Below are 26,434 nucleotides of genomic sequence, written 5' to 3'. Positions count from 1 at the left end.
ACAGCTCCCCATGTTTCAGGGAGCTGTCTTTTTGGTTTTATCCTCTTAGTTCTGCGCCAGCTTTTTCTTTAACGGCTTCAAGAACTTTATCGTGTGCTTTTGTAATGTCCTCGTCCGTTAGAGTACGTTCCGGGTCGAAGTATTTCAGTGAGTAGGCAATGGATTTCTTGCCTTCCTCCATTCTTTCACCTTCGTATAAGTCGAAGATGCTTACTTCTTTCAGCAGTTTGCCACCGGCTTCTTCAATAATTTCCTGAATGTCCCCGGCTTTCGTAGCTTGATCCACTACGAGCGCGATATCGCGCGTGGTCGATGGATAGCGCGGAATGGTTTGGTACGCAATCGGAGCGACTTCGGCTTCGGCCAATGCTTTTAAGGAAAGTTCGAAAATGTATGTTTCTTTAATATCCAAGTCTTTTTGGACTGTTGGGTGCACTTGGCCGATAAAGCCAATCACTTCACCATTCAATAGTACTTCCGCTGTCCGTCCTGGATGCATGTCGTTGATTTTCGCTTGGCGATAACTGATTTGATCAGCTAATCCAAGTGTGTCGAATAATGCTTCGATCACGCCTTTGGCTACAAAGAAATCCACTGGTTTCTTTTCACCTTGCCATAGATGTGACTCCCATAGACCGGTGATTGCTCCAGCAATATGTTCTTTTTCTTCAGGCAGTTCTTGTTCGTCACGCTTAAAGAATACCGAACCGATTTCATACAGTGCCAGTGAATCAATTTGGCGGGCATTGTTATATTTCACGACTTCAAGCAATTGGGGCACGATGCTTAAACGCAGCTGGCTTCTTTCTTCACTCATTGGCATTGCTAAGCGAATGGATTCTCTTGCTTCCAAAGCGAATTGGGACGCTTTTTCCTGGCTTGTCAGTGAATAGGTTACCGCTTGATAAAGGCCTGCGCCTTCAAGTGTACGGCGTGCTTTCCGCCGTTTAATTTGATAATCAGTCAATTGGCCTGGGACAGCAGCACCGATCGGCAGTGTAGCGGGAATATTATCATATCCATATAGACGTGCAGCCTCTTCGACTAAATCAGCTTCAATCGTAATATCGCCACGGCGCGTCGGAACGGTGATTGTGAATGTTTCATTGTCAAGTTCCACGCCAAATTGCAGACGCTTGAAGATCGATTCCACAACTGATGCGGTCATGTCTGTTCCAAGAAGTGTGTTGATTTTTTTAAGAGTGATGCTAATGACCGCAGGTTCCATTGTCAATTCATCAACTTCTGCTGCTCCTTGTAAGACTGTTCCGCCTGCAAATTGTGCAATCAATTGTGCAGCACGTTCTCCAGCTTCACGTACACGGGCCGGGTCGACACCTTTTTCAAAGCGGGCACTAGCTTCACTGCGTAATCCATGGTCCTTTGAGGCTTTACGAACCACTGTACCTGCAAAATATGCACTTTCAATGATGATGTTCGTCGTATCATTTTTCACTTCGGAATCCGCTCCGCCCATCACACCAGCTATCGCTACTGGCTCGCTGCCATTTGTGATCACTAAATGGTCAGGTGTCAAAGTGCGTTCCGCTTCATCCAATGTTACGATTTTTTCAGCATCCTTCGCTCTGCGGATGACGATTTCCTTTGAACCAAAGCGGTCATAATCAAAAGCATGGAGCGGTTGGCCGTATTCAAGTAGAATGTAGTTCGTGATATCCACCACATTATTATGAGGTCGGATACCTGCAGACATCAACCTAGTCTGGATCCAAAGCGGTGAAGGTCCGACCTTGACATCCTTGATGATTTTAGCAATGTATATCGGGTTATCTTCTTTCGCTTCAACTTTGACACTGATATAATCAGTTGCTTTTTCAGCTGCCTCTTCTTTCTCGACAACCGGCCATTTCACTTCCCGGCCTAAAATGGCTGCCACTTCGTATGCAACACCAAGCATGCTCAATGCATCTGAACGGTTCGGAGTCAGCCCAAGTTCCAGCACTTCATCACTTAAACCAAGTTCCTCCAATGCATCTTTCCCTACTTCCACATCATTAGGGAAGACGAAGATACCTGTAGCATAATCCTTGGAAACGAGCTTGGATTCGAAGCCCAATTCCTGAAGCGAGCAAATCATCCCGTGCGATTCCTCTCCACGAAGTTTCGCTTTCTTAATTTTGAAATTACCTGGAAGGACTGCGCCAACAGTAGCGACTGCGACTTTTTGGCCTTTATCGACATTCGGTGCTCCGCAGATGATCTGAACGGGATTTTCGGCCCCGATATCAACTTGGCATTTATTCAATTTATCCGCATTAGGATGCTGTTCACGTTCAATGACATGCCCGATGACGACCCCTTTTAGCCCTTCACTTTTCTTTTCCACCCCTTCAACCTCAATGCCGCTTTTCGTAATTTTGTCAGCTAGCTCCGTCGCATTGATGCCTGAAAGGTCAACATAATCTTGTAACCATTTATATGACACAAACATGGTAGGTCCTCCTTTTTAAAATAAAAATTTATGCTTCATGATGGTTGAATTGTTTTAAGAATCGAACATCATTCGTATAGAAATGACGGATATCATCCACACCATACTTCAACATGGCAATCCGCTCCACGCCGATTCCAAATGCGAATCCAGAGTATTTCTTGGAATCGAAGCCAGCCATTTCAAGGACGTTCGGATGAACGATCCCGCCGCCAAGCACTTCTATCCAGCCTGTTTGTTTACATACGCTGCAGCCTTTACCACCACAGATTTTACAAGAAATATCCACTTCGACGGAAGGCTCCGTAAATGGGAAGAAACTTGGACGAAGACGGATCTCACGGTCTTGCCCGAATACTTTTTTCGCAAATACATCAAGCGTCCCTTTCAGGTCGCTCATGCTGATGTTCTCATCGATGACCAAGCCCTCAATTTGCTGGAATTGATGGGAGTGTGTAGCGTCATCGTTATCACGGCGATATACTTTTCCTGGGCAAATGATTTTAACAGGTCCTTGACCTTTATGTTTTTCCATCGTTCTGGCTTGAACAGGTGAAGTGTGCGTACGCATCAGGATTTCGTCCGTTATGTAGAAGGAATCCTGCATATCACGTGCCGGATGGCTTTTCGGCAAGTTAAGTGCCTCGAAGTTGTAGTAGTCGCTTTCGACTTCAGGACCTTCCGCAACGGTATAGCCCATACCGATGAATAAGTCTTCGATTTCTTCCACGACACGTGTTAATGGATGTAGATTCCCCTTGTTAACCGGACGTCCAGGAAGTGTGACGTCAATCGTTTCAGTTGCCAGCTTTGCATTGACTGCCGCAGTTTCAAGTGCTTTTTGTTTCTCCTCGATCTTTGTTGCAATCGCTTCCCTTACCTCATTGGCCAGTGCCCCGATTTTTGGGCGTTCTTCGGCAGATAATTTACCCATGCCGCGCAATACCTCAGTGATTGGCCCTTTTTTCCCTAAATAAGCAACTCGGACTTCATTCAGTTCTTTTAATTCGGAAGCGGCGGCAACTTTTTGCAACGCTTCTTCCTGCAGTTCTAGTAAACGTTCCTGCATCATGTCTTCCTCCTTTATTTTCCTTTTGTAAAAAATGAACACAAAAAAACCCCAATCCCTAAAGGGACGAGGTTTATGTATCGCGGTACCACCCTTATTAGTGCACGAACAAAAAAACTTCTGCACTCACTTCATTAAAAAATAACGGCTCTTCACCGGAACATTTTTCAGACATCATGTCTTCCCAATGCCAACTCGAAAGGTGAATTCCCTTAAGCAGTGCCATAAAAATGCTTTCAGTCAAGGCATTTTTTCCCTGGATATGGTTAACTTAAGCTACTACTCTTTGTCATCGTTGTTTTCATTATAAAATTCTGTTTTATTATATTATAATTCTTCGGCCGTTTCAAATCGATTTTCGTAAATAGTACATTAAAATCCCGGCAGCGATCCCCACATTTAATGATTCGCTTTTTCCGTAGATGGGAATATAAAGGTTTTTAGTCGTTTTCTCCAGTAATTCCTTCGATACTCCTTGGCCTTCATTACCGACCAGCAGGGCAAATCGGGAAGACTTTTCCACTTCTTCAAATGGCGATGCGCCTTCTAATGCCGTGCCATATACCGGTGTGCCGCTTTCCTTCAGCTCATCGATGACTTCGGAAAGGTTCCCTTTAATGACAGGCATATGGAAGAGGCTCCCTTGCGTCGAACGGACCACTTTGGGATTATACAAGTCAGCACACCCTTCGCCAAGTATGACCGCATCGATTCCAGCTGCATCCGCTGTCCTGATCATCGTTCCAATATTCCCCGGATCTTGTACGGCATCGATCAACAATAATTTATCCGGATTGATGGACGCCATGCTCGTTGATTTCTGTTCACAAACCGCAGCAATTCCTTGAGGAGCTTCGGTATCACAAATCGCCTTCATAATATCATTTTTCACATAAATGAGTTCTGTGCCTTCCACCTTAAAATGGGCAGGCATTTCAGTTTCTTCATTGATGATCACTTCCAAGACGATTTCTTCTTTTAAGGCTTCTTCAACTAGGTGAAAACCCTCGACTAAATATTTACCTGTTTTATCTCGTTCTTTTTTCGTCAAAAGTTTTTTCCATTGTTTAACTTGCGGGTTTTTTAAGGATTCAATATATTTCAAGGGTAAACGCTCCTTTAACTTCACACTGATTTTCCTATTATAACGCAATTCACATACATATTGCATGTGAGTTTGTGAAATGCTATGAATGTCAGTCATTATGTGTTAGAGGAGGAATAATTATGAATTTAAACTTGCGTAATGCGATCATCCAAAATGTATCTGGAAATTCGCAAGAGCAGCTGGAAGACACGATTGTCGATGCCATACAAAATGGCGAGGAAAAAATGCTTCCTGGATTGGGAGTATTATTCGAGGTCATCTGGCAAAATTCATCTGAGCAGGAAAAACAGGAAATGATCACTGCTCTCGAATCAGGATTAAAAAAATAACAGCCTTCAGAGGCTGTTATTTTTTTGATTTCGCTTCGCAAGCCTTCAGTTCTTCGATGGAGACTTCTTCATCAAGCAGCAAGATGAATTTTTTTGCGCTCACTTCTTCAAGCATCGTTTTTGTCTCATCATAAGAGTAGCCGTATTTCGTGAAAAAGCTGCGTAAATCTCCAGATCCTTCATCTGTGAAGTAGTGGAAGATTCTTAAAAAAAGAGTGTCCTCCTTATCCTGATTGGCGATGATCAGGATATCCGTATGTTCATTTCCAAGCTGCACATGATTTTTTATATTAGCTGCTACTGTCATTTGGGTGCCAGATACGCCTTTAGCTTTTAAGTCTTGAATTGCAGCAAGTAGTTCCGGATTAGAGTCAAAAACACCATATACGTTTTTTTCCATGTTTCTTCCCCTCCTTGTTACTCTACTTAAAATAAAATACCTTTGTCATTATACCTTGCAGCTTTAACAATAAACAAGCAAATAGTCCATTGAGAATTCCTGACTAACCCTTTGCCTAAAGGTTTTTTTTAAAAAAATGCCTGGTTCAGTTTGCAGATAAAAGGGTTGGGAAAATATATCCTTCATCAAACGAACCAACTGAACCAAAGCAAGGAAAGCGAGTGCCAGAAAATCATCATCCCAATTTTACAAGCCATAAAGAAACTGTAGACAAACTCGATTTTCATCTAGTTTGTCTACAGTCTGAACAGCCTTGTGCAGGCAGTTATTTTGCGTATTACAGATTGTCGGTATTGATTCGATTTTTGATGTATTCATCCTGCAAGACTTCCTCTTGCTGCCTGCTGGCATTCGGGCTCATGGTCCGTTCCAGTGATCCTTGAGCATCAAGGGCATTATCAGTATCGGCAGAAAACGGGTCTGGATGAGGGTCGCTTGCAAGTTGCCCTTCATGATTCCCTGTTTTTTTCTTCTTGAATTTTTCTGTGGAGTTCCCCCGGATTTCCCTTTGTTGAGCTCGTTTTGTATCGAGCTCCTCATTTTCAAAGATGTTCGCAGAATTCCCATGAAGTTCTTCGCTTCTTCCTGGCTGTGCTTCCACTTCCCCTGTTTGATAGGCATTCGCTGTTGTTTCAGGAAAAAGGTTCGGATCCGGATTGTTCACCACCCCTGTTTTAAGCGGATTCTCTAAAGGTTCGTCCGTATCCTCCATGCGATTGGAAGCTATGCTCTCACTTGCTGATACGGTTTCCGATTCATCTAACAGAATCAGGAACTTTCCTGCCTCCACTTCATTTATATAAGCGGTGGCTTCACTATCGGCAAGCCCTAACTCACCTAGCCGGTTCCTTATATCTTCAGAACCCTCATTCAGGAAAAAGTGTTTCATCTTATCAATGAAGGAATCCTCATTAGAGTTAGTAACGACGTCGACATCCGGATCACGCTTTTGATTGACGAAATCCAAATCTTCTTTCTTATCTGCCATTACCGTTATTTCTCCTTCACGGACCCCCTTTTCCTTGAGGGATTGAATAGCCTGGATTATTTCTCTTTCCGTATTAAAAACACCATATAATGTTTTTCCCATGCATCTTCCTCCTCCTATTATTCCGAAATTTCTTCTTATGTGTATTTATACCCTGATGGGTGCCAATTAAACAAAAAGGTTTGCCTTTCCTGGGCTCGTACTTTTAATAAGTCTTTAAAACCCAAAAGAAGCCTGCAGTTATAAAACTGCAGGCCACTTTCCTTCACTCTTAGAAGCGGTCGGTTCTACGTTCAGCTGCCTGTTTCTCATTTACGATCGAATCATCAATACTATCAAGCTGGATGTCTTCCTTTTTAAGAGTATCCTGAACTTGTTCCGTTTCTTGTACAGCATGTTTCTTGATGACAATTTCATCTGTGACGACTGGTTTTTTCGAAACTTCCAATTTTTCTTCAACAACGGGAATCCGTAATGTTTCCCCATCTTCAATGCTTCCAGTTTCCAGATCCGGTTCACGCCCTGAAACTGATCTATGCTCGACTGTCACTTCTTCGTGTTCAACAGGGACATTAATCGTTTTATGCTGTTCATTGACTTCTTTGTTAATGACGACTTCACCAGTCTGTACTCTTTCTTTATCAATGTTCAGCTGTTCTTCCCGAAGTTTAAGCGTCCTTTCATCCTCTGGCAATTCACGTCCTTGTCCGTTGACTCCATAAACATCTGCTTTATTTAATGCATCTGTTCTTTCAGTGCCATTATAAAGTTGGTTGGTGGAATTTGTATCAAGCCGTGTAGCGGCAGTATCCATATTTCCGGTCGTGAATTTATCTCTTGCCGTTCCAAGATGGCCTTCACCTTCTTCTACCAGAACCAGGACTTTTCCATTTTCCACATCAAAGACATGTTCAGCCGCTTCACTATTCGAAAGTCCTGCATTCGCCAATCTTGTCGAAAGGTCTGCCGTATCATCCGGCATGAAGAAACGTGCCACCTTGTCCATAAATGATTCGTCATTAGGAACATTCGTCATTGTATGAACATCCGTTTCGCGTTGAGTGTTAGTGAAATCCAATGTTTCTTCCTTGTCTGCGACGACCGTGATATCGTCCCCTTCAAAGCCCTTTGCCTTAAGTGCATTTATTGCCTGGATCACTTCTGCATTTGATTCATATACTCCATATACTGTTTTATTCATTTTACATTCCTCCTTAGGTTTTGTTGTTTCGATTAGTGGATGCTATGTATAAACTCTACCCGCTATGAACCTATGTAAACGAGGAATCAATATTTCATTTTTGTTATATCATTTACAATTCGTTCTCAGCACAGAACACTTTTTCAATTGAAATCCAGCCTTTTCAAGGGTTTCCCCATTTATAAAAATGTAATGTTAACCAAATAATGCTATTTCATTTTTCTTTTCTTCTATTATAAAGCCACAGCCTTTATTAGCAGGTCTGCAATATGCACCGCTTTCGTACATTCCCCCAAGTTTTCCCTCTCAATCCCCAATTGCATTTGTAATAGACAGCCCGGGTTTGCCGTGACAACAATATCGGCCTGTGTCGTTTTCGTGTGCTCCATTTTGGAGTCGAGAATATTCATGGACATCTCTGATTCAACAATATTATAAATCCCAGCGGAGCCGCAGCATCGATCGGCATCCTTCATTTCCCTGAAATCAATCCCTTCTATCGATTGAAGGAGAATTCGCGGAGCCAAGGAGGTGTTCATAACATTCCGTAAGTGACAGGAATCCTGAAAAGTGACCGATTGAGCCGGCAGTTTCAAGCGAACTTTTTCCTGAAAACGCAAATCAACAAGAATCTGACTTATATCTTTCAACTTATTTTTAAATGCGATTGCACGGTTATGCCATTCCGATTCGCCTTGGAGCAAATGGTCATAATCTATGAGAAAAGCTCCACAGCCGCCTGCATTCGTAATGATATAATCAACTTCCTCCGCTTCAAAAGCTTCTATATTACGCTTGGCCAGTTGCTTTGCACCTGCTTTTTCACCACTGTGCCCATGCAGCGCCCCGCAACATGCCTGGGATTTCGGAATCACGATTTCACATCCGGCCAGCTGAAGAAGCTTTAGTGTGGCCTTGTTCGTTTCCAAAAACATCGTATCCATCAAGCAGCCGGAAAAAAAAGCCACCTTTTTGAGCGGCGTTCCGATTGCAGGCAGCCCGGTTGGCCTATTTTTCATTTCTGATTTTTTCGGGACTTTCGGCAGCACCTTTTCCATGGTTGCCAAATTATTCGGAAGCATGTTGAGGACTCCCGTTTTTCGGGCCATGTATTGCAGACCTGATCTCTGATAGAAGCCAAGCAAACTCGTCATGGCCTGCATTCGCTCCTGATGCGGGAATAATCCACTAAAAACGGCATTACGGATCGTTTTTACAGGGTAACTGTGCTTTTTATTCTGATGGATGATATCCCTTGCTTCTTCAAGAAGATGCCCATATTTCACACCTGAAGGACACACAGGTTCACAAGCCCTGCAGCCGAGGCAAAGGCTCAATGAACGTTCTACATCTTCATCGGGCTCAATCACACCATCCGCCACCGCTTTCATAAGTGCAATCCGGCCCCTTGGTGAATGGGATTCCTTCAGCCCCGATTCCATGTATGTCGGGCAGTGGGGTAAGCAAAAGCCGCAGCGCATACAATTCAACAATTCATCTTCGTTCATTTTTTCAGCGAATTGCATGGCGATGGTTTCCCTTTCTTGAACTGTGGTCATGAAGAAACCACCACCCTTTTCCTGGTTTCTTTGGCAAATACTTTGCCGGGATTCATGATGTTATTGGGATCGAAAGCTTGTTTAATCGCTCTCATGGCATCAATCCCTTCTTTCTTCAGCTTCCATTCAAGATAAGGGGCCTTCATCGCCCCTACACCATGTTCACCGGTAATCGTCCCGCCAAGGTCGATAGCCGCGGCAAAAATGTCGGCAAAAGCGAGCTCCACTCTCTCCATTTCGTCATGATCACGAGCGTCGGTAATGCACGTTGGATGCAGGTTCCCATCCCCAGCATGGCCGAAAGTGCAAATGTCCACGTTATGCTTGACAGCGATCTCATTAATCGCTTTGACCATCTTGGCAATTTCCGACCGTGGAACGGTGGCATCTTCCAAAATGGTCGTCGGCTTGAGGCGTGCCAGTGCAGAGAGGGCTGTCCGTCTTGCGGTTTTCAAGGCGGCAGCGTCAGATTCCGTTTCGGCAATTTCCACGGAAACCGCCTTTTCCTGTAGACAGATATCGGCCATCCTTTTCATATCGCGTTCCACTACTTCACTCGGACCATCTTGTTCAATCAGCAGGACGGCTTCCACATTGGTGGGCAAACCGATTTTCGCGAAGTCCTCAACCACGATCAACGTCGGCCGATCCAGAAATTCCAATGTAACAGGAATGATTTTATTTGAAATGATTTTAGCCACTGACTGGGCTGCGGCATCCAGATCTTGATATAAGGCAAGCATCGTCTTTGTCGTTTCAGGCATTGGGATCAGCTTTAAGATCGCTTCCGTAACGATGCCCAAGGTCCCTTCTGACCCGACAAAAAGTTTCGTTAAATCATATCCGGCTACATCTTTGGCAAGCTTGCCCCCTGTTCGAATGATGTCCCCATTCGGAAGGACCAATTCTAGCCCGATGACATAATCACGGGTGACTCCGTACTTTAATCCTCGCAGTCCACCAGAGTTCTCATTAATGTTTCCGCCAATAGTGGAGATTTTCATCGAACTGGGATCCGGCGGATAAAATAATCCCTTCTCTTCAACTGCTGAAATCAAGTCCAATGTGATAAGCCCAGGCTGTACGGTCGCCGTCAAGTTCTCCTCATCTACTTCAAGTAATGAATTCATTCGATTGAATAAAAGGACAAGCCCCCCCTCTGTCGGGCAAGTGCCTCCGCTTAAATTCGTCCCAGACCCGCGTGGAACGATCGGAACATGGTATTCGTTGCAAACTTTGACGATGGCTGCGACTTCAGCTGTGCAGCCCGGTTTAATGACAGCATCAGGCATCGCTTGAAACCCTGGTGTTGCATCATATGAATAGACTAGGCATTCCACTTTCGAGTCATCGAAATTCTCCTGACCGACGATGGTAAGAAGTAGCTGCTTAACCTGTTTTGTTAACATGTACATCCTCCTCATATAAACATAGGAAATTCGAGATTTTTTATATGATGTAAGTATAAGAAAGAAAACACTCAATCATCTATGTATGAACATATAGAATTTAGAGCTTTCCATAGAATTAATTTGTATGTTTATCCAATATACTTAATGCTAGATACATAGTGACTAAATCGTCTAGCTTCCTGGGATTCAGGCAGGTCAAATCTTCTATGCGCTTGAGCCTGTAATGGAGGGTATTGATATGGATATGCAGGGCTCTAGCGGTCTCCTTTAAGGATAAATCACATGCAAAATACATGGAAAGGGTTTTAAGCAGCTCCTCATTAGGAAGCAACTCCTGAATCGTCCGGGATAAATATTCCTGTCTTGTTTCAGCGGTAACTTCATCAAGCAGGACCTCAAGCTTCAAGTCCTCGTCAAATATGATTCCCGATGAAGGAAGCGCGATTTTCAAAGAACGTTCCGCTTTAAAAAACGCTGACCTGAAAGCGGATCCCGATGCACGCGAACTAACTCCTGCACACACTTTATAACCCGAGCTCTCTTCCAGCTTTTTTTGGAGTTTACTTAATTTCTTTAATTGCTGGATTTTTGAACCGATGAAATCGGCTATAGAAAGAATGATGAATTGATTCCTCCCCCATCGGACTGCGATGTCATTGGGGTGCTGCTGTCCTACGTATATCTGAAGCGTTCTCCACACATGAGGTTCAATGATTTCCTCAGTCTTAAATTCACCAAGGGTGATGATCCGGTCTGCATGAACATCGACCCCAAGCAACTTGGCCTTCTGAAGGAAAAGCTCATTGAACGTCTGCAGCTGATGCCATTCAAATACAAAGAATTCCATCAGACGTGATTGGGATTCTGCTTGTTCGATATGATAGCTTTCCTGAATGAACATCTCCGTCATCTTTTTTAAAAGTTCCGCATAGGGGGAAACATGTTTGGGGTCGCCTGTAATGCCAATCACACAAACTGCTTCCTGGTTGAAGAAAATAGGTAGATTTATACCTGCCTTCACGCCTTTCCAACTTCGTTCATCCTGTTTATTGATGATCAATTTCTCACGATTTTTGAAAGCGTGGATAGCTCCTTCATGATAAGCTCCAATACGGCTATTATCGGTGCTGGCGATAATCGTTCCAGCATGATCAATAATGATGATTTCCTCATCAATCAGTTTCCTAACCTCATGAACCAATTTTCCTGCCACAGCTGTCAATTGCATGATATGTCCTCCTTTTTTGATTGGCCTTGAAAATATTTCGAGGCTCCCCTATGAAAAGGGAGCCTCATTCTACTTATGGAATCATCCAGGAAAGGACGCCATTTTGCAAGAAGGTAATCACACAAACAAGCAGCAATAAAAACAAACTATGTTTGAGCGTGAATCTCAATAATTCCGATTCCCTGCCCGCCAATCCAACGGCAGCACATGCAATCGCTATCGATTGGGGGGAAATCATCTTTCCGGTGACCCCTCCGGAGGAGTTCGCCCCAAGTGCCAAGACCGGCTCCATCCCCACTTTAAGTGCGGTCACTTTTTGCAGACTGCCAAATAAGAGGTTGGCTGATGTATCCGAGCCGGTAATGAACACACCCAGCCAGCCAAGAACCGGTGCGAAAAACGGAAATAAATCACCCGATTTTGCAAGGGTCATCCCTAATGTGGTCGACATGCCTGAAGCATTCGTTACATAGGCAAAAGCCACCACGGCAGAAATCATCAAGATTGGTTTTGCCAACTCTTTCATCGCCTCAACAAAGGTGCTATAAACGTCTTTTGCAGACATGTGTGCGATGAACTTCGTTACGATGGCAGCCAGTAAAATCGCAGTCCCGGCTGCTCCGAGCAGTTCTATTTTATAGAAAGCCGCAATCGGCAATCCATCGCTTCCGATTATCGCATTATGCAGACCTGGGACTTCGATTTGGAAGGTTAATAGTTTCCCGATTTCATTGATTCCGCCAAGCAATGCATTGTTGCCTTCATAATGTCCGGAGAGCGCCGGTTTAATTGGGTTCATCCCCCAGATTGTTATGAAAAGCGTTAACAGAAGGAATGGTGACCAAGCATGAAAAATCTGCCATTTCGTGTATTTTGTTTCCGCTTCGGCTGTAGTTAAAGGTTCGACAGCTGCAGCCGTTTCCTCGGATGCAAAGCGAAAGATCGTTTTAGGTTTCCAGAATTTCAGGAAAATCGCCAATGCAAATAGTGACACTAACGCGGAAAGGATGTCCGGTAATTCCGGCCCAAGAAAATTTGAACTTAAGTACTGTGTGATGGCAAAGGAAAATCCGGAAACCAATATTGCCGGCAAGACTTCAAGCGACCTTTTCCACCCAGTCATGATTAAAATGAGATATAGCGGAATGAAAGCCGAAAGGAATGGCAATTGGCGGCCGACCATTTTTGAAATCTCCATGGCGGCTATGCCAGTTGGGCCTTCCATGGCGATGATCGGTATTCCAACCGCCCCGAATGCTACCGGAGCGGTATTCGCGATCAAGCAAATCCCGGCTGCATATAGCGGGTTAAATCCAAGACCGACCAAAAGCGCGGCAGAAATGGCAACCGGTGCCCCAAATCCCGCGGCACCTTCTAAAAAGGCCCCGAAAGAAAATGCCACCAATAGTGCCTGGAGACGGCGGTCTTCCGTAAGCGAAAGCACGGAAGAACGAATGATATTGAATTGTCCGCTTTTAACAGTCATTTTGTACAAAAATACGGAAGTGATGATTATCCATCCGATTGGCAGCAGCCCATATACGGCTCCTTGTGAAGCGGACATCACTGCTTTTCCTGCAGGCATTCCATATATCAATACAGCCACTGCAAGAGCTACAAGCAACGTGGTTATACCTGCCATGTAACCTTTCATACGTTTGATGGTAAGCGCCCAGAAAAAGTAAAGAATTGGAATGAGTGCGGCAAGAGATGATAACACTAAATTATCGGTGATCGGCGTAAAGTTTTGTGTCCATGTCATTCATTTCGACTCCATTTTCTATAAATTTTTTAAAAAATTCAGAATTCAACTGCTAATTGAAACCCCTTACATATTTGAAAATTCCAAGTCATCAGATGACTTGATGAGTACTCATTAAAATTAAATGATTAAAAATATAAAATCAAGATTTTTTTTATTTTTTGTTGATTTTTTTAACCTTCTGGAAGTGTCAAAGAACATTTGTGTTATATAATATTAACCAGAGAAACTCATAGAAAATAGAGGTGCTACTACTTGGCATATAAAAAAATAAAACCGAAAAAAATTTATGAAGAAGTCAGCGATGAACTTTATGAAATGATTCGGTCAGGCAGCCTGAAACCAGGTGAACAATTGGATTCCATTCAGCAGCTTGCGGAAAATTTCCAAGTCGGGCGTCCGGCGATCCGCGAAGCATTAAGTGCATTAAGTTCAATGGGTCTTATTGAAATAAAACAAGGTGAAGGAACATTCGTCAAAACCTTCGACCCCACCATCATGAACCATCCCTTGTCTGCCGCCCTTTTGATGGATCAAGACAATATCAAGCATTTACTGGAAGTCCGGAAAATACTTGAGTCCGGTACGGCAGAAGTGGCAGCGAAGATGAGAACGGAAGAGAACCTGAGCGAACTCAAGGAAAGTCTTTTTAATATGGAAAAGGTATCCGACGATGAAGAACTCAGTGATAAAGCAGATATCGCCTTCCATGTTGCAGTGGCAAACGCATCACAAAATGAGCTGCTGATTACATTGATGAACCACGTTTCAGAATTAATGACGGAAAAGATGCGTGATATCCGCCGGATAGCGCTTTATTCAGAAGAGATGACACTTAAGCGGCTTTACCAGCAGCATGCCAGGATCCATGATGCAATCGTGGCACAGGATGAAGACGAAGCCCGCAGTGCCATGCTATTTCACCTTCAAAGCGTCGAGGAAGCATTGGATCGGGTCATCCAAAAAAATCAGCAAAAGCATAGTTGATCTTCCTTAAAATTTCAAAAATACCCTATACAAAAAAGGATTAAATTGATATATTATTTTGAAAACGATTACTTCATTTAAAAAATCTTGGAAATTGGTATATTCTCATAAACCATTTCCTTTTTCCATTTACTGGTCATCAGATGACCTGTTAACCTATTTGAAAAAGGAGGAGTTCAAATTGAAAGTTACTCTCTTTGCAACATGTTTAGTGGATTTGTTTCAATCCAATGTCGGCAAAGCGACAGTGGAGCTACTCGAGAGATTAGGCTGTGAAATCGATTTCCCGGAGTCCCAGATATGCTGCGGACAGCCCGCATATAATAGCGGGTATACGAAGGAATCGAAGGAAGCCATGAAAAAGATGATTAAATCGTTCGCGGATGCTGAATACATCGTCACCCCTTCCGGTTCCTGCGCAGCGATGTTCAAAGAATATCCGGTCCTATTCAAAGGCGATGCCCAATGGGAAAAGAGTGCGGAATCATTAGCGGCAAAAACATATGAATTGACCCAATTCATCGTGGATGTCCTAAAAGTGACCGATGTCGGGGCGACCTTTAAGGGAAAGGCCACTTATCATACTTCATGCCATATGACACGGCTGCTTAAGGTGAAGGAAGCACCTGCCATTTTGTTAAGCCATGTCAGGGGGCTGGAAATGACACCACTTCCCGATGCCCAAAACTGCTGCGGGTTCGGGGGGACCTTTTCAGTTAAGATGGGTGACATTTCCGGACAAATGGTCGAGGAGAAAGTCTGCAATATTGAAGCTACCGAAGCCGATTTCTTAATTGGCGGGGATGCCGGATGTTTGATGAATATCGGCGGACGGATCCAAAGGAAGGGGCAACCGGTGAAAGTGCTTCATATTGCGGAAGTCCTGAACAGTATTTAAAGAAAGCGAGGAGGGAAAAACTAATGGCTATGAAAACCAGTTCTGCCAAGTTTAAAGACCGGGTGGATGAAGGAATACATAATGATTTTATGCGATTGGCCGTATCAAGTGCCCAAGAACGATTACACGGGCGGCGACTGACTGCCGTTGATGAATTGGGAAGCTGGGAGGATTGGCGTTCCCTTGGGGAAGAAATCCGGCAGCATGTGCTTAGTAACCTTGATTTCTATTTGCACCAGCTTGCAGAAAACGTTTCGAAAAGGGGCGGTCATGTCTTCTTCGCTGAAACCGCTGAAGAAGCAAGCGGCTACATTAAGGATGTCATTGTAAAAAAGAACGCCAAAAAGGTCGTGAAATCCAAATCGATGGTCACGGAAGAGATCAATTTGAATGCAACTCTTGAAGCAGTTGGACTCGATGTCGTTGAAACGGACCTTGGTGAATATATTTTACAAGTGGATGATCATGACCCACCTTCCCATATCGTCGCACCTGCTCTCCATAAAAATAAGGAGCAGATTAGGGATGTTTTTAAAGAAAAACTTGCATATACGCAAACCGAAAAACCGGAAGAGCTTACCGCCCATGTGCGGGGCATTCTGCGGAAAGATTTCTTAAGCGCCGATGTGGGCATTACCGGCTGTAATTTTGCCATTGCGGAAACGGGCTCGATCGGTTTGGTGACGAATGAAGGAAATGCCGATTTGGTCACTGCCCTCCCGAAAACGCAAATCACCGTGATGGGAATGGAACGGCTTGTGCCTACATTCGATGAATTCGAAGTCCTTGTCAGCTTATTGACAAGAAGCGCTGTCGGCCAAAGGTTGACCAGCTACATCACCGCACTTACCGGGCCGCGTGATGAAGGCGATGTAGACGGACCCGAGGAATTTCACCTTGTGATCGTAGACAATGGACGCTCCTCCATTTTAGGAACTGAGTTTCAATCCGTTCTTCAATGCATCCGATGTGCTGCCTGTATAAATGTCTGCCCGGTTTACCGCCAGGTCGGCGGTCATTCATATGGTTCAATATATCCGGGACCAATCGGTGCTGTGCTATCACCCTTACTCGGGGGATATGATGATTTCAAGGAACTGCCATATGCCTCCACTCTTTGTGCAGCCTGTACAGATGCCTGCCCGGTTAAGATTCCTCTCCATGACTTACTGAGGAAGCATCGTGAGGTCATCGTTGAAAAGGAAAAAATGGCGCCATTTTCAGAAAAGATGGCCATGAAAGCCTTCGGAATCGGTGCGGCCTCGCCTATGCTTTATAAGTTCGGCTCCAAAATGGCCCCATCCGCGATGTCTCCTTTTAAAACAGGGGATATCATCTCGAAAGGTCCGGGACCACTCAAAACTTGGACAGAAAGCCGCGAGTTCCCTGCTCCAGGGAAAGAGAGCTTTCGGGACTGGTTCAAAAATCGGGAAAAAGGAGGGAAACCATCATGATTGGAACCATCCATAATGAAGGGACATTTTTAAACAATATAGCCAAAAATCTTGGAAGGGCTCCTATTACGGAAGGCATCTCCGTTCCTGAATGGAAGCACGCACCCCAAAAAGAAGTTTTGAAACATGCGACACCAAATGACCTTGTCGCGGAATTGAAGGAGCAATGTAAACGGGTGCATACTCAGTTTCACGTTACCGACTCCAAGCAAGTGATGCATTGTTTAAAACAGGTGATCGAGGAACTTGGTAACGGACCCGTGATCATCCCTAAGGACGATCGATTTTCCGACTATGGATTGGAGGGTATCTTGCAGGAAAAAGATGTCCATATATGGGATCACCAAGCCGGGAAAGAAAATGTCGAAAAAGCGGAAAGTGCTAACATCGGAATCACATTCAGTGAGATGACACTAGCAGAATCAGCTACCGTCGTCTTGTTCAGCGACAAGGACCATGGCCGGTCCATCAGCTTCCTTCCTTCCTGCCATGTTTCCATCATTCCAAAAAGCACCATCGTTCCACGAATGACACAGGCTGCAGCGGCCATCCGTTCAAAAGTTACCCGGGGCGAAGTCGTTCCTTCCTGCATCAACTTCATAACGGGGCCGAGCAATTCGGCTGATATCGAAATGGACCTTGTCGTCGGCGTCCATGGTCCCATCAAAGCGGTCTATATAATCGTCGAAGATAAATAGAAATAAAGAAAATGGAGAGGACCTGATTAGGCCTCTCCATTTTCTTTATTTCTATATTACTCGTAAATGATCCGATCAACCGCTTCACGATCGAGGCGTTTGATCACTTCGACAATGAGCTTAACTGCATTCTCATAATCATCCCGGTGAAGCATTGCTGCGTGTGAATGAATGTAGCGTGTGGCAATCGTGATAGCCAGTGCAGGAACTCCATTTGCCGTTAAATGGATGGAGCCGGCATCCGTCCCGCCGCCAGGAATCGATTCATATTGATAAGGAATATTCATTTCATCAGCCGTGTCGGTGACGAAATCGCGTAATCCCTTATGTGCCACCATCGATGAATCATAGATGACGATTTGCGGGCCTTCCCCCATCTTACTCATCGCTTCTTTTTCGGAAACCCCCGGTGTATCGCCAGCAATGCCAACATCGACGGCAAAACCGATATCCGGCTGAATTTTGAATGTGGATGTTTTGGAGCCACGCAGGCCGACCTCTTCTTGCACAGCGCCAATTCCATAAACTACATTAGGATGGTCGCTGTCTTTCAGCTGTTTAAGCACATCAATTGCGATTGCACAGCCAATTCGATTGTCCCAGGCTTTGGCGAGCAGCATCTTTTCATTATTCATGACCGTGAATTCAAAATATGGCACAACCATATCCCCTGGCTTGACGCCCCATTCCTTAACCTCTTCTTTGCTGGATGCACCGATATCAATAAACATATCCTTAATATCAACCGGCTTCTTCCGCGCCTCCGCTGACAGGATGTGCGGCGGCTTGGAACCGATAATTCCAGTTAGATCACCTTTACTTGTAACGATCGTCACGCGCTGGGCCAGCATTACTTGTGACCACCAACCCCCTACCGGCTGAAAACGCAAAAATCCTTTATCATCAATTTGGGTGATCATGAAACCTACCTCGTCCATATGCCCGGTAACGATGATTTTCGGTCCGTTTTCATCACCCGTTTTCTTGGCAATCAAACTTCCCAGGCCATCTGTCGATATTTCATCCGCAAATGGTGTTATGTATTCGGTCATCACTTTTCTTACTTCACTTTCATTTCCTGCGATGCCTTTAGCATCCGTTAAGTCAGCAAGCATCCTTAACGTTTCATCCAATTTAGCCATCCCCATACCTCCCTATAATTTACATTACGAGAATAATTATACAGAAAACCGATTGCATTAACAATCAGTAGCCTTGCTTTTGCCTTTCGTAATTCACTTCATTTTTGCTTACATATGCTTTTTCCACATCCACTGCTGAAAATCCAAGCAACTCACCTAAATGTAAATACGCAGCAAAAACCTTTTGGAAAGATGACTCTGTCAACTGTGTGCGAAATTCACTGATGTAGCCGTAAATAGATGTAAATTGACCCGTCAAATCCTCCTGATCCACCTTGAGGGCGGATGGAACTTCCGGTACAAACCCCCGCTCGATTCCTAGTGACAAAATGAAATGAATGCCATCCACGTATTCAGCCAAAATCGTTTCTTTATCAGAGGGGCCTTTAAGACTCCAGAATTTAAAACATCTTGTTTCATTGGCAAGCTCTCCAAGCTCCACCAAAAGAGCAAGTATCTTCCGTTCCACTAAATCTTCAGCACCCAAATCATGCTTTGATTGTATATGCTCATCCAAAGCTGCCTGCATTTCCATTAATTTACCTATGTTCAATTTCATCACTTCTTTCTATCGACTTCCCTTAAATTATATCAAATAAATGAAACTTATTAAAAACCCATACGTAAATGAAGGGTATCACTCTGTTTAAGGAGGCAGCGCCATGATATTGATCATGCGGTTCATTCTTTTAGCCATCATCATTTTCTTAATATATACAGTCATCAAATACCTATTTAATCCGAAAAGAAAATTAGAACTGGCACATGAACAGAAAAAGTTCTTTCTGCTCGATGATACAGCCAATATACGAAAGAATTTTTTATTGACGTACAACGGGGTGATGTTTGAAGGGGAAAAGTATTTAGGGACGACGGAACGCTCCTTCGAGGTCATCTCCATCTTCATATGGCCTAAAAAAGTGGCCGGCCTGAAAGGCTTGAAGCGAAATGATTTCTTAAAAATCGAGGCAGCCATAAAAAAACAATATCCAGATGCCGTTATTGATTGGAAGAGCCCAGTTAAGGAATTTTTACAGGAATGAAAAAAAATTAAACGTAATGAAGAGCCTTGAGAAAAATGGACTCAAGGCTCTATTTTAATCATTTGAACGAAAAAATTCCTTCCAAGGGACGACCGTTTGCTTCTCCCTCAATAAATATATCAATAAGGTTAAGGATAATAAAATGATGACAATCAGCGTTGGGCTGAAATCTGCAATATAGTGGCCAAAAACCGTGTATACGAATGCGACAGGGAGATTGGTCATGAAGGACAGATAAAAATAATTTTTCAGCCCTTTATTGGATTCCAATAAGCAAAGCGACAGTAAGTAAAAGTGTATGAACGGGATTAGCCTCAGTACTGCAATTTGCCGGCTATTTAGCTTTCGATTTCCAAACAGCTTATTCTTAAGCCGCAGCAGCCTATCCTTTGTTTTCGGAAATTTGCCTATCACGAAATAAAAGGCCATACTGGACAATGTCAAACCGATTACCGAATAGATGGTTCCAAAGGCTGCCCCGAATAATACTCCGCCAGACATGCAAACCACAATGACGGGAATGAATAAAAATTGCCTTAATAAATGAAAAGTGATAAAAATCAACGGTGCAAACACGCTTCCAGATTGAACGTAGCTCATCACAAGTGTCAGTTTATCATTCATGCTCTCCCTCCAGCTACTCTTTGCTGCTTCTACAAGCATATACAATATACGGGCTACATATTACAATTGAATGAATATCTTGATCAATAAGGCCATCTGAAGAATCATCAATAGGGGCAGGCCCCACTTAAAAGCGGCATGCTTCGTCTTATGGCGGAATTGCTTCATCCCCAAAAAGCAACCAGTCCCCCCGCCTATGACCGCCCAAAACCAAAGTGTCCTTTCGCTGATCCGGTACTCCCCATTACGCGCTTTCCTTTTATCGATTCCCATTAAGGCAAATCCGATGATGTTCGTGATGATCATATAAGCAGAAATGAACCATACTCCCTGCATTCCCATTCCCTCCTTTAAATATGTAAAAAGCCACCCTCTTGAAAAGAGAGTGGCTGTATCAGTCAGACTTATTTGTCTAATTGTTGTTTAGCAGCAGTTGCTAATTGGGCAAATGCTTGTTCGTCAGCAACAGCAAGATCAGCAAGCATTTTGCGGTTCACTTCGATACCAGCAAGCTTTAGACCATGCATTAAACGGCTGTAAGAAAGACCGTTGATGCGTGCTGCAGCGTTGATACGAGTGATCCAAAGTTTGCGGAAATCACGTTTCTTTTGACGACGGTCACGGAAAGCATAGTTTCCTGACTTCATTACTTGTTGGTTAGCTACTTTGAAAAGAATATGTTTCGCGCCATAGTAACCTTTAGCTAATTTTATTACCTTTTTACGACGTTTGCGAGTAACAGTACCGCCTTTTACACGTGGCATGTTATTTCCCTCCTATTTAACTCGATAAATCGAACTTATTTAATGTTGTCTAGCATATGACGAATACGTTTGAAGTCACCTTTGCTTACAAGGCTAGCTTTGCGAAGCTTACGCTTTTGCTTAGTAGATTTGTTAGCAAATAAATGGCTTGTGTAAGCGTTAGAACGCTTAAGTTTGCCGGATCCAGTCTTTTTGAAACGTTTAGCAGATCCGCGGTGAGTTTTCATTTTAGGCATAAGGTATTCCTCCTCATTACAAATTACTTTACAATTACTTTTCGTTTTTCGGTGCTAAGATAATGAACATGCTGCGCCCGTCCATTTTTGGGTGTTGCTCGATTGTAGCCACTTCTTTACATGCTTCAGAAAAACGAACGAGTACACGTTGACCAATTTCCTTATGCGTAATGGCACGTCCTTTGAATCGGATAGAAGCTTTTACTTTATCGCCTTTTTCAAGGAATTTAATACCGTTGCGAAGCTTCGTATTGAAATCATGTTCTTCAATCGTCGGGCTCAAACGAACCTCTTTCAGACTGATGACTTTTTGATTTTTACGTGCTTCCTTGTCTTTCTTTTGCTGCTCGAAGCGGTGTTTTCCGTAGTCCATGATCCGGGCTACCGGAGGCTTTGCATTTGCAGCAACTAAAACTAGATCAAGATTTACACGAGCGGCAATTTCCAATGCTTCGAATTTCGTTTTAATTCCAAGTTGTTCTCCGTTTTGGTCAATAAGACGAACTTCACGGGCTCGGATGCCCTCGTTTACCATCGCGTCTTTACTAATAGTTAGCCACCTCCAAAGATATTGGCGAATACGAATATTTGAATAAATTCGGTCACGCTCACAACTCGCTTACAGGATATAATCATAATAAAAAAGTGTGGATGCATGCTGCACCCACACTGATAGACTCATTCAGAAAGATCCAAATAATCAAATCATGACCTGTTAACTGCATTGTTTGCGTCAACCAGGTGAGAAGCGGGTGCTTCTTCTTTTCATCAAACACGTATTCAATTCACTTTAGAAATATATCATAAACACTGATGACTTGTCAAATGCTAAATTTTATTCGTTTTTCACAACAAAATTAATATTATCAGACATTCAGTTATTTGACAATACGTTTTTTAAAGTAATTTGGACAAAAAATATTCATCATGATACTTTCCATCAAAAAACAGTGATTCCCGCTTTATTCCTTCCTTTTCAAAACCCATCTTTCGATATAAGGAAAGCGCAGGGGCGTTGTTTGCGATCACGGACAATTCCAAGCGCCGTATTTCTTTTGTCCGTGCATGCTCCTCCATTTTCTGAAATAGCTTCGTACCGATGCCTTTTCCTCTGTCCTGTTCGTTGATGCCGATGACGATTTTGGCTGAATGCCTCGTTCGGCCCATTTGATTACCCAATAAGATTAGGTAACCCATCAACTCATGCCCGCTGGCAGCAACGAGGAAAACGGAAAGGGGATTTTTTTCGATTTGCTCCATTTGCTTTTCCATTTGTTCCCCCGTCGCATTTCTTTCCCCAGGGTTGAACAGCATATACCCGGAATCTTCAACATGATTGAACAAAGCAGCCAAGTTACCCGCGTCTTTCCTTGAAGCCTTTCTGATCTCCATTTATCCCCATTCCCCCTTTGATTACAGTCCATACTGATCGAAGCCATCAAATGCTAGGAGTTTTCTTTCGCCTTTTTCTTTTTCTCGATGGTGTCCCAGGAAAATAGGACTATCCAAAAAAGCAGGACCGGGACAATGGCATATTGTCGATAATCATCCAATATCAATAAGATGATGATGACAAGGAATGTCGGTCCGAATAGATAAGAAAATTTCTTTTTCATGCTGACCCTCCTTTTCATTGCTGTACATATTTTCACATGATGGTATCATTTTATCATGCCATAATTATAAAGAGGGACACAACTATATGTGCCCCTCTTTGTGCTTTTAACGGCTCACTTCCGCCTTAATCGCTGAAACGAAATCTTCAAAAGCGATTGTTTCGGATTTTTGTTCACCGTATTTACGTACATTCACACTGCCTTCTTTGACTTCATTGTCTCCAACAACGAGCATGTACGGAATTTTTTGCATTTGCGCTTCACGGATTTTGTAACCTATTTTCTCGTCACGTGTATCCAGGTCGACACGAATGCCTTGCGCTTTAAGTTTTTCCTGTACTTCTTTCGCATAATCTAAGTGCACTTCAGGTGAGACCGGGATCACTTGTGCTTGGATAGGTGCAAGCCAAGTCGGGAATGCCCCCTTATATTCTTCGATCAAGTAAGCGACAAAACGTTCCATTGTGGAAACGACGCCGCGGTGAATAACGACCGGACGGTGCTGCTTGCCGTCCTCACCGACGTAATTAAGATCGAAACGTTCAGGAAGCAAGAAATCAAGCTGAACAGTGGAAAGCGTTTCATCTTTCCCTAAGGCAGTACGCACCTGAACATCAAGCTTAGGACCATAGAATGCCGCTTCACCTTCCGCTTCAAAGTAATCCAGGCCAAGTTCATCCATGGCGACTTTTAACATGCTTTGTGCTTTTTCCCACATGTCATCATCATCGAAGTATTTTTCTGTATCCTGAGGATCGCGATAAGACAGTCGGAATGAATAATCCTTGATATCGAAATCTTTATATACTTCCAGAACCAAGTTCACAACGCGCTTGAACTCTTCTTTGATTTGGTCGGGACGGACGAAAATGTGCGCATCATTCAATGTCATTCCACGTACACGCTGAAGGCCTGAAAGGGCACCTGACATTTCATAGCGGTGCATCAAGCCTAGCTCGGCAATCCGAATTGGCAGTTCGCGATAGCTGTGGATACTGTTTTTATAGACCATCATGTGATGCGGACAGTTCATAGGACGCAGGACAAGCTGTTCGTTTTCCATCTCCATGGCAGGGAACATGCCGTCCTGGTAATGATCCCAGTGTCCAGATGTTTTATAAAGGTCCACGCTTCCCATTACAGGTGTGTAAACATGGTCATAACCCAAACGTTCTTCCTTGTCCACGATGTATCTTTCGATTGTCCGACGGATGGTCGCGCCTTTTGGCAACCACATTGGCAACCCTTGTCCCACTTTTTGTGAGCTCATGAACAAGTTCAATTCTTTGCCGATTTTACGATGGTCACGTTCTTTGGCTTCTTCAAGGAAACGCAGGTGTTCGGCCAAATCTTCTTTTTTATAGAAAGCCGTACCGTAAATGCGTTGAAGCATTTTGTTTTTGCTATCGCCTCTCCAGTATGCTCCAGCGATGCTCAATAGCTTGAACTCTTTGATTTTCCCCGTTGATGGAACATGAATTCCACGACAAAGGTCAAAGAATTCACCCTGCTCATAAAGCGTTACCTGCTGATCGGCAGGAATCGCATCGATCAACTCCAACTTGTACTCGTCGCCGATTTCTTTAAAACGGGAAATCGCTTCATCACGACTCACTTCGATGCGGGAAATTTCCAAGTTTTCATTGACGATTTTCTTCATTTCTTTTTCAATCAATGGAAGGTCTTCAGGAGTCAATGATTCCTCCAGATCCATATCATAGTAAAAGCCGCCCTCGATGACTGGACCCACTCCGAATTTAGCGTTTTTGTACAAACGTTTGATTGCTTGTGCCATCAAGTGTGCTGTACTGTGACGCAATACTTCAAGAGCATCCGCTGCGTCCTGTGTGACGATTTCGATTGTACCATCTTGTTCAATCGGACGTTTCAAATCATATAATTCACCATTGAATTTTCCGGCAATGGATTTTTTCCTTAAACCAGGACTGATGGATGCAGCGATGTCTTCAGTTGTTGTGCCTTTGGCAAACTCCTTAACCGCTCCGTCAGGAAAAGATATTTTCAGTAATTCTGACATTCAGTTTCACTCCTTCTTATTGTTTGGACAAATTACAGGTTTTTGATTCCATTACAACACAAAAAAGCCCGTCCCTGTATAAAACAGGGACGAGCTTAGTAATAAATATCATTAACCCGCGGTTCCACCCTCGTTCCAGCTTGCTTTTCACGGCAAAATGGCACTTGTAACTTGGTAACGGCAGCTTCCCGTCAGCTCATATTCACAGAATGCCTGCTTTCCGAGCCGAAGTTTAAAGGTGGTAAGTGTTCCATGCGAATAGGAAGCTTACAGCCTGTTGGCTCCCCTCTCTGATAATCGGCGACTAGAATACCCTTGTCCTCATCATAACTTTTAGTTTTTTAATAGTATGTAGGAAATTATAATTTGTTATACGGTGAAAATCAAGGTTAATTTTCTTTTTTCCACGAAAGATCATTCAAATGCATCGAAAATGACGAAAGTGGCAGGATGGTTGCCCGTTCTTCGAAAATCCTTGAAATGGTCTGGATCAGCCCTTCTTCCTTATCATCAGTATAGATGCACAAGTTTTCAGGAGCAATCGATAAAAGCGGGGCAAGTATCACCGTATCAAGAAAAAGTGAACTTTTGGCAAGAAGCCTCCTGTCGATCATACTATTGATTTTTGACCGGTCGAGTTTGCTGAATTTCTGATCATAGAAATGAAAACCATCCCGGTTGACGAGGTGAAGCTTTCTTAATTTCGACTCCTGCCCATGAAGGCAATCACGGAGCGTGGCAATGAAATTTTGATAGTCCTGCTCCAGCTTGTATTCATCAATCGCCTTAACGACATACTTTTCCAAAGTGTGCTGAAATGATTTTAAACGGAAGGTCGTAAAAGAATCGAATGAAAAAGATACCTTTCCAGCCAAAATGCTTTGAAGTCCTTCCTCAATCAATCGTTTCTCCGTATTGAATGCTCCATCTTGATCCCTGGCTCTTTCCGCCTCGATGATCGATGATGCAATTTCAATGATGGCTTCAATTTCTTCCCGTTCCCTATAAAAAAATTTACCGACTATTATTTGCTCCAGAACAGGAATCGTCTTTTCTTCCAATAAAAAAGAATGAAATGCATCACGAAGCAGAATTAGCCATTTATCACCTGAAGACTTCGTCATATCCATATGCATGCCTTGTTGCGGAAGAAATCGAATGTATGCTTGAAATTCTGCCCCCAGTGGATGGACAGAAACGAAATTCAGTAATTTCATTGCCTCTGAATCGTTTTGAAACGAAATTTGCACTACGACATCCCCCCTTCCCCCTTGCCTGTTTGTTCATGTATATGGGGATGGGGACGTGTTTAGAAGTAGGATGAGTCTTGTAAAAGAAAAAAGTGACCTCCATTAAGAGACCACTT

At 43.5% G+C, this 26,434-nt stretch carries 27 protein-coding genes and 2 other annotated features; of the genes, 6 read left to right on the top strand and 21 right to left on the bottom strand.

Going from position 1 to position 26,434, the window contains the following annotated elements; all coding sequences use genetic code 11:
• Positions 1-37 precede the first annotated feature (37 nt).
• The 3 genes from pheT to ACQKFG_RS12770 form a co-directional block, all read right to left on the bottom strand.
• On the bottom strand, positions 38-2,452 hold the full coding sequence (gene pheT / locus ACQKFG_RS12780; protein ID WP_427559416.1) for a phenylalanine--tRNA ligase subunit beta: 2,415 nt from the start codon (positions 2,450-2,452) through the stop codon (positions 38-40).
• Positions 2,453-2,480: 28 nt separating this feature from the next.
• Positions 2,481-3,521, bottom strand: coding sequence for a phenylalanine--tRNA ligase subunit alpha (gene pheS, locus ACQKFG_RS12775; RefSeq protein WP_377420022.1), 1,041 nt, complete (start codon positions 3,519-3,521; stop codon positions 2,481-2,483).
• 59 nt (positions 3,522-3,580) lie between these two features.
• Positions 3,581-3,823: a binding site (T-box leader), on the bottom strand.
• Positions 3,824-3,867: 44 nt separating this feature from the next.
• Positions 3,868-4,626: a TrmH family RNA methyltransferase gene (locus tag ACQKFG_RS12770; protein WP_427559412.1), complete on the bottom strand. Its 759-nt coding sequence runs from the start codon at positions 4,624-4,626 to the stop codon at positions 3,868-3,870.
• Positions 4,627-4,748: 122 nt separating this feature from the next.
• Between ACQKFG_RS12770 and sspI the strand changes: the two genes are divergently transcribed.
• A complete protein-coding gene (gene sspI, locus ACQKFG_RS12765; protein WP_076364828.1) occupies positions 4,749-4,958 on the top strand; it encodes a small acid-soluble spore protein SspI in 210 nt (69 codons plus the stop codon).
• Between the two features lie 16 nt (positions 4,959-4,974).
• Here sspI and ACQKFG_RS12760 read toward each other — a convergent pair whose 3' ends face one another.
• The 7 genes from ACQKFG_RS12760 to ACQKFG_RS12730 all read right to left on the bottom strand — a co-directional run bounded on the left by ACQKFG_RS12760 (position 4,975) and on the right by ACQKFG_RS12730 (position 13,568).
• Positions 4,975-5,358: a general stress protein gene (locus ACQKFG_RS12760; protein WP_192206010.1), complete on the bottom strand. Its 384-nt coding sequence runs from the start codon at positions 5,356-5,358 to the stop codon at positions 4,975-4,977.
• Between the two features lie 337 nt (positions 5,359-5,695).
• Positions 5,696-6,508 (bottom strand): general stress protein, encoded by an 813-nt coding sequence (locus tag ACQKFG_RS12755; RefSeq protein WP_427559408.1) that lies wholly within the window; start codon positions 6,506-6,508, stop codon positions 5,696-5,698.
• Between the two features lie 169 nt (positions 6,509-6,677).
• On the bottom strand, positions 6,678-7,607 hold the full coding sequence (locus tag ACQKFG_RS12750) for a YsnF/AvaK domain-containing protein (protein ID WP_427559405.1): 930 nt from the start codon (positions 7,605-7,607) through the stop codon (positions 6,678-6,680).
• A 233-nt stretch (positions 7,608-7,840) separates the two neighbouring features.
• A complete protein-coding gene (locus tag ACQKFG_RS12745) occupies positions 7,841-9,166 on the bottom strand; it encodes a (Fe-S)-binding protein (protein ID WP_427559402.1) in 1,326 nt (441 codons plus the stop codon).
• A complete protein-coding gene (glcD, locus tag ACQKFG_RS12740) occupies positions 9,163-10,575 on the bottom strand; it encodes a glycolate oxidase subunit GlcD (RefSeq protein WP_427559399.1) in 1,413 nt (470 codons plus the stop codon). The genes ACQKFG_RS12745 and glcD overlap by 4 nt, the downstream gene beginning before the upstream one ends.
• Positions 10,576-10,693: 118 nt before the next feature.
• On the bottom strand, positions 10,694-11,806 hold the full coding sequence (locus ACQKFG_RS12735) for a PucR family transcriptional regulator (RefSeq protein ID WP_427559396.1): 1,113 nt from the start codon (positions 11,804-11,806) through the stop codon (positions 10,694-10,696).
• A 73-nt stretch (positions 11,807-11,879) separates the two neighbouring features.
• A complete protein-coding gene (locus tag ACQKFG_RS12730) occupies positions 11,880-13,568 on the bottom strand; it encodes an L-lactate permease (RefSeq protein ID WP_427559393.1) in 1,689 nt (562 codons plus the stop codon).
• Between the two features lie 255 nt (positions 13,569-13,823).
• On the opposite strand from ACQKFG_RS12730, the gene ACQKFG_RS12725 reads away from it, so the two are divergent.
• The 4 genes from ACQKFG_RS12725 (at position 13,824) to ACQKFG_RS12710 (ending at position 17,605) form a co-directional block, all read left to right on the top strand.
• Positions 13,824-14,555, top strand: a complete 732-nt coding sequence (locus tag ACQKFG_RS12725) for a FadR/GntR family transcriptional regulator (protein WP_427559390.1) — start codon at positions 13,824-13,826, stop codon at positions 14,553-14,555.
• Between the two features lie 181 nt (positions 14,556-14,736).
• On the top strand, positions 14,737-15,453 hold the full coding sequence (locus ACQKFG_RS12720) for a (Fe-S)-binding protein (RefSeq protein ID WP_427559387.1): 717 nt from the start codon (positions 14,737-14,739) through the stop codon (positions 15,451-15,453).
• Between the two features lie 23 nt (positions 15,454-15,476).
• Complete coding sequence (locus tag ACQKFG_RS12715; protein ID WP_098370007.1) at positions 15,477-16,907, top strand: LutB/LldF family L-lactate oxidation iron-sulfur protein; 1,431 nt, start codon at positions 15,477-15,479, stop codon at positions 16,905-16,907.
• A complete protein-coding gene (locus ACQKFG_RS12710) occupies positions 16,901-17,605 on the top strand; it encodes a LutC/YkgG family protein (protein ID WP_349728546.1) in 705 nt (234 codons plus the stop codon). Before ACQKFG_RS12715 ends, ACQKFG_RS12710 begins: the two co-directional genes overlap by 7 nt.
• A gap of 56 nt (positions 17,606-17,661) precedes the next feature.
• Here the strand turns inward: ACQKFG_RS12710 and ACQKFG_RS12705 are convergent, their stop codons facing one another.
• Together ACQKFG_RS12705 and ACQKFG_RS12700 are read right to left on the bottom strand one after the other, a co-directional pair.
• Positions 17,662-18,747: a M42 family metallopeptidase gene (locus tag ACQKFG_RS12705; RefSeq protein ID WP_260285379.1), complete on the bottom strand. Its 1,086-nt coding sequence runs from the start codon at positions 18,745-18,747 to the stop codon at positions 17,662-17,664.
• 64 nt (positions 18,748-18,811) lie between these two features.
• Positions 18,812-19,300, bottom strand: coding sequence for a dUTP diphosphatase (locus tag ACQKFG_RS12700; RefSeq protein ID WP_342614265.1), 489 nt, complete (start codon positions 19,298-19,300; stop codon positions 18,812-18,814).
• A gap of 109 nt (positions 19,301-19,409) precedes the next feature.
• On the opposite strand from ACQKFG_RS12700, the gene ACQKFG_RS12695 reads away from it, so the two are divergent.
• A complete protein-coding gene (locus ACQKFG_RS12695) occupies positions 19,410-19,790 on the top strand; it encodes a sigma-w pathway protein ysdB (protein WP_427559382.1) in 381 nt (126 codons plus the stop codon).
• A gap of 54 nt (positions 19,791-19,844) precedes the next feature.
• Here the strand turns inward: ACQKFG_RS12695 and ACQKFG_RS12690 are convergent, their stop codons facing one another.
• From ACQKFG_RS12690 to ytxC, 9 genes are all read right to left on the bottom strand, one after another.
• Positions 19,845-20,414 carry a TVP38/TMEM64 family protein gene (locus ACQKFG_RS12690; RefSeq protein WP_192206022.1) on the bottom strand — a complete coding sequence of 190 codons (570 nt, stop codon included), beginning with the start codon at positions 20,412-20,414 and terminating at the stop codon, positions 19,845-19,847.
• Between the two features lie 60 nt (positions 20,415-20,474).
• A complete protein-coding gene (locus ACQKFG_RS12685) occupies positions 20,475-20,750 on the bottom strand; it encodes a DUF1294 domain-containing protein (RefSeq protein WP_427559379.1) in 276 nt (91 codons plus the stop codon).
• A 68-nt stretch (positions 20,751-20,818) separates the two neighbouring features.
• Positions 20,819-21,178 (bottom strand): 50S ribosomal protein L20, encoded by a 360-nt coding sequence (gene rplT, locus ACQKFG_RS12680; protein ID WP_034309067.1) that lies wholly within the window; start codon positions 21,176-21,178, stop codon positions 20,819-20,821.
• 35 nt (positions 21,179-21,213) lie between these two features.
• On the bottom strand, positions 21,214-21,414 hold the full coding sequence (rpmI, locus tag ACQKFG_RS12675; protein WP_034309070.1) for a 50S ribosomal protein L35: 201 nt from the start codon (positions 21,412-21,414) through the stop codon (positions 21,214-21,216).
• A gap of 34 nt (positions 21,415-21,448) precedes the next feature.
• Positions 21,449-21,949, bottom strand: coding sequence for a translation initiation factor IF-3 (gene infC / locus ACQKFG_RS12670; RefSeq protein ID WP_034309072.1), 501 nt, complete (start codon positions 21,947-21,949; stop codon positions 21,449-21,451).
• Positions 21,950-22,047: 98 nt separating this feature from the next.
• Positions 22,048-22,184: a sequence feature (ribosomal protein L20 leader region), on the bottom strand.
• A 127-nt stretch (positions 22,185-22,311) separates the two neighbouring features.
• Entirely contained in the window at positions 22,312-22,806 is a 495-nt protein-coding gene (locus tag ACQKFG_RS12665) for a GNAT family N-acetyltransferase (protein ID WP_342614267.1), read from the bottom strand.
• A gap of 53 nt (positions 22,807-22,859) precedes the next feature.
• Positions 22,860-23,030, bottom strand: a complete 171-nt coding sequence (locus tag ACQKFG_RS12660; RefSeq protein WP_427559349.1) for a hypothetical protein — start codon at positions 23,028-23,030, stop codon at positions 22,860-22,862.
• Between the two features lie 106 nt (positions 23,031-23,136).
• Positions 23,137-25,068: a threonine--tRNA ligase gene (gene thrS / locus ACQKFG_RS12655; RefSeq protein WP_192206025.1), complete on the bottom strand. Its 1,932-nt coding sequence runs from the start codon at positions 25,066-25,068 to the stop codon at positions 23,137-23,139.
• A gap of 389 nt (positions 25,069-25,457) precedes the next feature.
• A complete protein-coding gene (gene ytxC / locus ACQKFG_RS12650; RefSeq protein ID WP_427559346.1) occupies positions 25,458-26,318 on the bottom strand; it encodes a sporulation protein YtxC in 861 nt (286 codons plus the stop codon).
• Positions 26,319-26,434: the final 116 nt, after the last annotated feature.

The sequence above is a fragment of the Peribacillus sp. NPDC076916 genome (assembly GCF_050269675.1).
GTDB lineage: Bacteria > Bacillota > Bacilli > Bacillales > DSM-1321 > Peribacillus > Peribacillus aracenensis.
Note: the sequence above shows the minus strand (reverse complement) of the source record. Positions and strands in the feature narration are given on the sequence as shown.

Bases quoted from the DNA above. Each gene is read 5' to 3' on its own strand.
- pheT (WP_427559416.1), bottom strand. From the start codon at position 2,452: ATGTTTGTGTCATATAAATGGTTACAAGATTATGTTGACCTTTCAGGC.
- pheS (WP_377420022.1), bottom strand. From the start codon at position 3,521: ATGCAGGAACGTTTACTAGAACTGCAGGAAGAAGCGTTGCAAAAAGTT.
- sspI (WP_076364828.1), top strand. From the start codon at position 4,749: ATGAATTTAAACTTGCGTAATGCGATCATCCAAAATGTATCTGGAAAT.
- ACQKFG_RS12760 (WP_192206010.1), bottom strand. From the start codon at position 5,358: ATGGAAAAAAACGTATATGGTGTTTTTGACTCTAATCCGGAACTACTT.
- ACQKFG_RS12755 (WP_427559408.1), bottom strand. From the start codon at position 6,508: ATGGGAAAAACATTATATGGTGTTTTTAATACGGAAAGAGAAATAATC.
- ACQKFG_RS12750 (WP_427559405.1), bottom strand. From the start codon at position 7,607: ATGAATAAAACAGTATATGGAGTATATGAATCAAATGCAGAAGTGATC.
- ACQKFG_RS12745 (WP_427559402.1), bottom strand. From the start codon at position 9,166: ATGACCACAGTTCAAGAAAGGGAAACCATCGCCATGCAATTCGCTGAA.
- glcD (WP_427559399.1), bottom strand. From the start codon at position 10,575: ATGTTAACAAAACAGGTTAAGCAGCTACTTCTTACCATCGTCGGTCAG.
- ACQKFG_RS12735 (WP_427559396.1), bottom strand. From the start codon at position 11,806: ATGCAATTGACAGCTGTGGCAGGAAAATTGGTTCATGAGGTTAGGAAA.
- ACQKFG_RS12730 (WP_427559393.1), bottom strand. From the start codon at position 13,568: ATGACATGGACACAAAACTTTACGCCGATCACCGATAATTTAGTGTTA.
- ACQKFG_RS12715 (WP_098370007.1), top strand. From the start codon at position 15,477: ATGGCTATGAAAACCAGTTCTGCCAAGTTTAAAGACCGGGTGGATGAA.
- ACQKFG_RS12705 (WP_260285379.1), bottom strand. From the start codon at position 18,747: ATGGCTAAATTGGATGAAACGTTAAGGATGCTTGCTGACTTAACGGAT.
- ACQKFG_RS12695 (WP_427559382.1), top strand. From the start codon at position 19,410: ATGATATTGATCATGCGGTTCATTCTTTTAGCCATCATCATTTTCTTA.
- ACQKFG_RS12690 (WP_192206022.1), bottom strand. From the start codon at position 20,414: ATGAATGATAAACTGACACTTGTGATGAGCTACGTTCAATCTGGAAGC.
- ACQKFG_RS12685 (WP_427559379.1), bottom strand. From the start codon at position 20,750: ATGCAGGGAGTATGGTTCATTTCTGCTTATATGATCATCACGAACATC.
- rplT (WP_034309067.1), bottom strand. From the start codon at position 21,178: ATGCCACGTGTAAAAGGCGGTACTGTTACTCGCAAACGTCGTAAAAAG.
- rpmI (WP_034309070.1), bottom strand. From the start codon at position 21,414: ATGCCTAAAATGAAAACTCACCGCGGATCTGCTAAACGTTTCAAAAAG.
- infC (WP_034309072.1), bottom strand. From the start codon at position 21,949: ATGGTAAACGAGGGCATCCGAGCCCGTGAAGTTCGTCTTATTGACCAA.
- ACQKFG_RS12665 (WP_342614267.1), bottom strand. From the start codon at position 22,806: ATGGAGATCAGAAAGGCTTCAAGGAAAGACGCGGGTAACTTGGCTGCT.
- ACQKFG_RS12660 (WP_427559349.1), bottom strand. From the start codon at position 23,030: ATGAAAAAGAAATTTTCTTATCTATTCGGACCGACATTCCTTGTCATC.
- thrS (WP_192206025.1), bottom strand. From the start codon at position 25,068: ATGTCAGAATTACTGAAAATATCTTTTCCTGACGGAGCGGTTAAGGAG.